The 7,325-nt window shown below is 64.6% G+C and carries 8 protein-coding genes; 3 read left to right on the forward strand and 5 right to left on the reverse strand.

Annotated features, from left to right (window positions below):
- The 3 genes from IVB32_RS00795 to IVB32_RS00805 form a co-directional block, all read right to left on the reverse strand.
- On the reverse strand, positions 1–150 hold a 150-nt coding region (locus IVB32_RS00795; protein WP_247409564.1), incomplete at its 3' end, for a transposase.
- 73 nt (positions 151–223) lie between these two features.
- Entirely contained in the window at positions 224–2,305 is a 2,082-nt protein-coding gene (locus IVB32_RS00800) for a methyl-accepting chemotaxis protein (protein ID WP_247409551.1), read from the reverse strand.
- 87 nt (positions 2,306–2,392) lie between these two features.
- A complete protein-coding gene (locus IVB32_RS00805; protein WP_247370923.1) occupies positions 2,393–2,833 on the reverse strand; it encodes a DUF1810 domain-containing protein in 441 nt (146 codons plus the stop codon).
- Positions 2,834–3,045: 212 nt separating this feature from the next.
- Between IVB32_RS00805 and IVB32_RS00810 the strand changes: the two genes are divergently transcribed.
- The 3 genes from IVB32_RS00810 to IVB32_RS00820 all read left to right on the forward strand — a co-directional run bounded on the left by IVB32_RS00810 (position 3,046) and on the right by IVB32_RS00820 (position 5,579).
- Positions 3,046–3,996, forward strand: coding sequence for a DUF2778 domain-containing protein (locus tag IVB32_RS00810; protein WP_247409553.1), 951 nt, complete (start codon positions 3,046–3,048; stop codon positions 3,994–3,996).
- 79 nt (positions 3,997–4,075) lie between these two features.
- Positions 4,076–4,333, forward strand: a complete 258-nt coding sequence (locus IVB32_RS00815; protein WP_007609546.1) for a hypothetical protein — start codon at positions 4,076–4,078, stop codon at positions 4,331–4,333.
- Positions 4,334–4,487: 154 nt separating this feature from the next.
- A complete protein-coding gene (locus IVB32_RS00820; RefSeq protein ID WP_247370926.1) occupies positions 4,488–5,579 on the forward strand; it encodes a substrate-binding domain-containing protein in 1,092 nt (363 codons plus the stop codon).
- Between the two features lie 155 nt (positions 5,580–5,734).
- On the opposite strand, the gene IVB32_RS00825 is transcribed toward IVB32_RS00820, so the two are convergent.
- Positions 5,735–6,517 carry an ABC transporter ATP-binding protein gene (locus IVB32_RS00825; RefSeq protein WP_027517626.1) on the reverse strand — a complete coding sequence of 261 codons (783 nt, stop codon included), beginning with the start codon at positions 6,515–6,517 and terminating at the stop codon, positions 5,735–5,737.
- Positions 6,505–7,325, reverse strand: an 821-nt coding sequence (locus tag IVB32_RS00830; protein ID WP_247409555.1) for a dihydrodipicolinate synthase family protein, incomplete at its 5' end; no start/stop codon positions are given. The genes IVB32_RS00825 and IVB32_RS00830, both read right to left, overlap by 13 nt.

Below are 7,325 nucleotides of genomic sequence, written 5' to 3' on the forward strand. Positions count from 1 at the left end.
GCGCCAGCGTGCGCCGCACTGGAGCATGTGAATGATACCGCTGATAATGCGTCGATCGTCTTGGCGCGCCGGGCCGGTCTGGTTCGTTGGCAGATGCGGCTCTATCTGAGCCCACTGCTTGTCGTTGAGCCAGAACAGTCCTTTGCGCATCGAAGTCCCCCGTGCCGAATCAACTTAGCACCAGGGAATCAGAACTCGCTAATTAGGTACAGACCCTAAGCCCTTACGCCGACCTGACCTCACCGAGGAAGCGGTCGAACTGTCCGGCGAGATCGCGTGACTGGGACGAGAGCTGCTCGGCTGCGCCCAGCACCTCCCGCGCGGCCGTACCGGTGTCGTCGGCGGCGCGCTGCACGCCTGAAATGTTGGTGTTGACCTCCTGGGTGCCGCGCGCGGCTTCCTGGACGCTGCGGGCGATCTCCTTGGTCGCCGAGCCCTGTTCCTCGATCGCGGCCGCGATCGCGGTGCCGATCTGGTCGATCTCGCCGATGACGTCGGCGACGTTGCGGATCGCGGTGACGGTCTCGTCGCTCGCGGCCTGGATCGCCGAAATCTGCTCGGAGATTTCGGTGGTGGCCTTGGCGGTCTGGCCCGCCAGCGATTTCACCTCGGCAGCAACTACCGCGAAGCCGCGGCCGGCGTCGCCGGCGCGGGCGGCCTCGATGGTCGCGTTCAACGCCAGCAAATTGGTCTGCTCGGCGATGCTCTGGATCAGCGTGACGACGTCGCCGATCTTCTGCGCGCCCTCGGCCAGCGCACGGGCGGTGTCGCCGGTGCGGCGGGCGTTGTCGACGGCGCGGGCCGCGATCTCGGTGGACTGGGCCACTTGACGGCCGATCTCCGAAATCGAAGAGGTCAGCTCCTCGGTGGCGCTCGCGACCGTCTGCACGTTGCTCGATGTCTGCTGTGAGGCGGCGGCGACGACGGCGGCCTGGCTGTTGGTCTGGGCAGCCGTCGAGGTCATCGACTGCGCCGTGCTTTCCATGGTGGCTGAAGCGCGGGACAAGCCGCCGACGAGCTCGGTGACCTTGGCTTCGAACGCGCGGGTGATCCCGTCGAGCGCCTGTGCGCGGCGCATCTTGCCGTCGTTCTCGGCTTGCTTCTCGGCCGCGAGGCTGTCGGCCCTGATCATGTTGTCCTTGAAGACCCGGACCGCCGCGGCCATGGCACCGATTTCATCGGAGCGCTCGGCGCCGGGAATCTCTTCCGTGACCTCGCCTTCGGCAAGCCGCGACATCCGCGTCGTCAGGTTGACGATCGGGGCGCAGACGCGGCGGCGGACCGTTACGATGAGGCCGGCGCTGGCGATCAGCACGGCGAGGAGTCCCGCGAGTGCGATGGTGAAGCTGGTGTGGGCCGCGGTGGATGCACCGGCGAGAATCTGCTCGGCGTTGTCGTAGAAGGCGTCCCGGACCTCGATGATAGTGCTGAGGCCACGCTGCGTGGCGGTGTAATAGGTGTCCATGTCGTGTTCGTACTTGCCGCTGACCGCACCCTCCTTCACCAGCTTGAGCTCGCGGCCGAACTCTTCGATGTAGATCGCGTTGAATTTCTCCAGCGCGGCGGCGACGTTCGCCGGCGTTGCGGGATTGCCGCGCAACTCCAGCAGCGACATCACGATCTGATCGTTGCGGCCCTGCGAGCGGCTGATCTCGGCCTTCTCGGTGTCGGTCGCCGGCTTTTTGCCTCCGACGAGGTTCTTGTGCAGGCTGGAGTTGAAGCCGCCCACGTCGCGCAATGTCATCGCGATGTTGGCGTAGCTGGCCTGCCGGTAGGCATCGCCGTTGAGGATCGCCATGCGCCGGACCTGCTCGTTGAGTAGCGCCGTCACGCCGGCGTTGAGCACGGCGTTGTCGGCGACGATCTTCTTGGCGGCGTCCTTGCGCGCCTCCGCCGGGCCCGACATCGCCTTGTCGATGGCCTCGCGCAGCGCCGTGAACTTCGAATTGATGGCGTCGATGTTGCCGCCGGTGGTGGTGCCGTCATCGAACGGGCCGGGCAGGTCCTTGCGCAGCGCGTTCATCCTTTCGCGGGCGGCATCGGTCTGCTTGCGCAGCTTGTCCTGCTCGGCAAGCAGCGCCGGGTCGACCGCGGGAGGGCCGTAGAGGATGTTGGTGGAAAAGCCGCGCTCGGGATTGAGGTAGCGCGGGATGTCGCTGACGGCCCGGACGATCGCCAGCCGCCCCTGCGCTTCGGTGATCCGTTCCATCGTCTGGTATTTCGTCACGGCGACGTAGACGGCGAGGCCGCCGCCCACTGTCGAGAGCGAGACGATGGCGGTGGTCAGGAGCGTACCGATTTTCATGATTCTGTCCGGCAACTGGCGCGGGAAATTATTTGCACGGACAATAGGCAGGCGATGTTAATCCCGGGTTTACGCTGGTGGCTGCGGTCACTTGGGCTGTCGCTCAAGGGCCGCGAGGATATCGAGCGTTGCCTGATCGCGCTTGCCCGAAAAATACCGGGCGAGCGCCTCGTCGAAAACGCGCTCGTCGGACACCGCGTCGAACAGCGTCATCGACGAGCGGAATTTGGCATCATCGGGCGCGCCGAGGATGGCGTTGATGGTCCGGCCCTCGACGGCGAGCACGAGCCGCGTGCATTCGATCAGGCGCGGACCGAGGATGGGGTGGGCGAGATAGGCCTGGGCCTCGGCGCGGGAGGTGATGGCGTAGCGCTGGGACATGGCGCTGAAGCCGAGACCGGCGACCTGCGGGAAGACGAACCACATCCAGTGGCTCTGCTTTCGGCCCCGGGTCAGCTCCCCCTGGACGTCGCCATAGACCGGGTCCTGGGCCCGGACAAAGCGCTCTAGATCGAACGGATCGGTCATAAGATACCTTGGGATACCCTGGAATGGCTTGCCGGGGCCCTTGCCGGCCGCGATTATGCCTAACTTTTGGCTCCCAATGTGGTAGCTGGTAGAGAATCTCCGGGTGGGGGTGGGTCCCCTCGGGGGTCGATTTTGGGGATCTGATGGTTTCCGACCGGGCACGAGCCGAGGGGCTATTGTCGCGCCGCCGTATTGGGCGAGCCGAGACCATATTGCTGTCTCTGGCCGCCGTCGCGCTGGCACTGGGCGCTGCCGCCTGGGTCGCGGATATCGGCGGTTCGGCCTCGCTGGTCACCGCCGCACTGCCGCCGGCCAATGCGCCTTCGTTCGATGATCGATTCGCTTCGGCTTCCAGCAGTCCGCCCGCCCGCGAGCTCGGCCTGCGAACGCTGGAGCGCTCCGCGGTCAATGCAGTCCAGCTCAAATTGCGCGATGCCAAGGCGATGCTCGCCCAGAAGCTCCAGGGCGACGACTGGCGCTCGACCCTGACCGATGACGACCGGCATATGTCCGAGGAGACGAGACAATCGCAGCGTGCTGACGCCATCCCGATGCCGCGCTCGCGCCCGCCCCAGGCGGACATCTCCGCCCAGATTGCCTCGAGCCGGGCTTATGCCGAGACCAACCCCCGGGTCGACAACCGCAATTTCTTCGAAAAATTCACCGACAAGATCAGGCTGGCCTCGCTGACGCCCGACAGCGGCCTGTTCGGCAAGGCGCCGGATCTCGCCGCGCTTGGCTACGATTCGCGCACCGCGGTCTACGACATCTCGGCCAAGGCGCTTTACCTGCCGAGCGGCATCGCGCTGGAAGCGCATTCCGGCATGGGCGCGCTGATGGACGACCCGGAGCACGTCGACCAGCGCATGGTTGGCGCGACCCCGCCTGCGACCTACGACCTGAAGCCGCGCGAAAAACTGTTTCACGGCGTCCGCGCACTGCGCTTGACGCCCGCCGAGGGCACCAGCGCGCTCGGCCGCGTCGGCCTGCTCACCCACAATTACATGCTCGGGCCTCGTGGCGACTCCAACGGCTGCGTTTCGATCAAGGACTATGATCGATTCATGAAAGCCTACGACAACGGTGAGTTCAACCGTCTGGTCGTGGTGCCGAGGCTGACCCCATCGGCGACCGCCTCGCAGCGCGCGAGCACCGAGTCCTGATATCTGCTCCGGATATTCGCCTGCTACGGCGGGGCTGCCGTTTTCCTTTCGTTAAGCCGTCATCGTCCAGAAGCAGCCCATGAGTGATCCGCAAAGTTCCGAGACCCCGCTGCGCACGACGTTCAAGATCAAGCTGAACGGCGACACGCTGGCGATCGCGACCGTCGGCCAGGCCTATCAATTCCTCACCAATTTCAAATCGGTCGAGTGGATGGAATTCCGCTCGCTGCATGAAGACGCGGTCGCGGCGCTCGAAGGTGCCGCCGAGAACGCCATGCTCGTGGTGCAGGCGACCAACGCCGTGCGCGCGCTGTTTGTGAGCGCCAAGCTGCTCTGAGAGCGACACGGGAAATTTGGGAAGATTCCCGGATTGCGCTGCGCTCCATCCGGGCTACCGCTCACTAGTTGAACTCCGCTATAGCAACAGGCCATGGTCTGCGAAGATCGCGCTCAAGCCGATACGTTGAAACATAGTTCAGGGAGAGACCATCATGAAACGCCGTACATTCCTCAAGGGCGGCGCGGTTGCCGGCGCGACGACGCTGGTTGCCGCACCTGCGATCGCGCAAAGCGCGCCCGAGATCAAATGGCGCCTGACCTCGAGCTTCCCGAAGTCGCTGGACACTATCTACGGCACCGCTCAGACTTTTGCGAAATATGTTGCCGAGGCCACCGACAACAAATTCCAGATCCAGACCTTCGCGGCCGGCGAGCTCGTTCCCGGCCTGCAGGCGCTCGATGCGGTCAGCACCGCTTCTGTCGACATGGCGCAGACCCCGCTCTATTTCTACATCGGCAAGGAGCCGGCGCTGGCCTATGCCACCGGCGCGCCGTTCGGCATGAACCATCGCCATCAGGAATCCTGGTGGCATTTCGGCGGCGGCGCCGACCTCACCAACGAGGCGCTGAAGCCGTTCAAGGCGCACGCCATCCTCTGCGGCAATTCCGGCACCCAGATGGGCGGCTGGTTCCGCAAGGAGATCAAGACCGTCGACGATCTCAAGGGCCTGAAATTCCGCATCGCCGGCATGGGTGGTCATGTGCTGGCGCGGCTCGGCGTGGTCCCGCAGCAGATCGCGGGCGGCGACATCTATCCGGCGCTGGAGAAGGGCACGATCGACGCAGTCGAATTCGTCGGCCCCTATGACGACGAGAAGCTCGGCTTCCAGAAGGTCGCCAAATATTACTACTTCCCCGGCTGGTGGGAAGGCGGCGCCATGCTGCACATGATCGTCAACGACGAGAAGTGGGCTTCGCTGCCGAAGCAGTACCAGGCGATCGTCAACCAGGCCGCGTCGGCCGCGGGCGCCTGGATGCTCGAGAAATACGACAGCGTGAATCCGGCGGCGCTGAAGCGGCTGATCGCCAATGGCGCGGAGCTGAAGGCGTTTCCGCAGCCGGTGCTGGAGGCTTGCTACACCGCGACCCAGGACCATCTGAACGAGCTCGCCACCAAAAGCGACCTGTTCAAGCGCACCAAGGAAAGCCACGACGCCTATATGAAGGAGCTGCTGTTCTACACGCAGATCGCGGAGAATTTTTACGACAATTATCTGCTCGGCAAGATGCGCAACAAGGCTTGATCGCGCAAACTCCCGTAGGGTGGGCAAAGGCGCACTTGCGCCGTGCCCACCACTGCTTGCTTGACTCGCCATGGTGGGCACGCTTCCGCCTTCGCTCTTCGAGCTACGGCGGACAAGTCGCTTTGCCCACCCTATGGCATCTATCGTGCGCTGAATTAAGCCGCCCCCAGCCCCAGCTTCTCGTAGATCCGGCGCGCATAGGCGCCGAACGCGTCCGTCGTCTTCAGCGGCAGAGCCCGTGGGAAGGGCAGGTCGATGGGGAAATAATCGGCCATCTTCGCAGGTCCCGCCGTCAGCACGGCGCAGTGCGAGGACAGGAACACGGCCTCCTGGATCGAGTGCGTGATGAAGATGATGGTCTTGCCGCTCTCGCGCCAGATCCGCAGCATCTCTAGATTCATCTGCTCGCGCGTCAGCGCGTCCAGCGCGCCGAACGGCTCGTCCATCAGGATCAGTTTCGGGTCGTGAATGAAGGCGCGCGCGATGGCGGTGCGCTGCTGCATGCCGCCGGACAACTCTCGCGGATATTTCTGCTCGTAGCCGGCAAGACCCACCAGATTGAGCAGATCGCGCGCCCGCTCGCGCGCGGCCTTCATCGGAAGACCGACGATCTCTGCCGGCAGCAGCACGTTGTCCAGGATCGTCCGCCATTTCAGCAGCAACGCCTGCTGGAACACCATGCCAATGTCGCGGGTCGGATCGAACGGGCTTTTGGCGTTGCCGATCTTCACCGTGCCGCCGTCGGCGTCGTGCAAGCCGGCCAAAATCTTCATCACGGTGGTCTTGCCGCAGCCGGACGGGCCGACCAGCGAGACCAGCTCACCCTCCTGCACGTCCATGGTGACGTCGGACACCGCCAGGAATTCGGCGCCGCCGCTGCGATAGACCTTGCGGACGCCTTGCAGGCTGATAAAGGGGCTTGAGCTCATGCCAGCCATTTATCCAAGTTTGCGGCCACGAACGCGTCGTCGCTGAGGTCGGAATGCTCGCGGTACACGCGCTCGATCTCGTCCTTCTGGCCGGGGCTCAGGCCCTCGTTCGGATCGAGGCACCACAGGCCCTGCATCAGGCCCTGCCGTCGCAGCACCTCATGGCAGCCGGCGATGCAGCCGTGAAAATCGTTGGCGACGTCGAAGAATGCGCTGTTGCAATCGGTGACGCGGGCATCGAGCGCGAGCAAATCGGCCGGCACGCTGTCCTTGTGCCGTGCCGCTTTGCAGCGCTCGAACTGTTTGATCGCGCTCGCCGTCCACACCGACCAGTGGCCGAGCAGGCCGCCTTTGAAATAAGTGCGCGTGGTGATTCCGTTATCGCGGAGGTCGAACGGCAGCATCAGGTCGAGCAGGATGTGGTCGTCATTGCCGGTATAGAGCGCAACGCGGTCGAGCGCGCCGGCTGCCGCGACGCCGCGCAAAACATCAAGGGTCCGGTAGCGGTTGAACGGCGCGATCTTGATCGCGATGACATTGTCGATCGAGGCAAAGCGCTGCCAGAACCGGCTCGACAGGACCACGCCGCCGACCGTCGGCTGAAGATAGAAGCCGACCAGCGGAATTTCGGCTGCGACCGCTGCGCAATGCGCGATGATCTCGTCCTCCGACGCCCTCTTCATCGCAGCGAGACTGAGGAGCCCTGCGTGATAGCCGATGTCGCGCGCGGTGCGGGCTTCAGCGGTGGCCTGCCTAGTCGGACCGGCGAGGCCCGCGACCAGCGCCAGCGGACGCTTGGTCCAGTTCGCCGCCGTCT

The sequence above is a fragment of the Bradyrhizobium sp. 23 genome (genome assembly GCF_023073295.1).
Classification (GTDB): domain Bacteria; phylum Pseudomonadota; class Alphaproteobacteria; order Rhizobiales; family Xanthobacteraceae; genus Bradyrhizobium; species Bradyrhizobium canariense_D.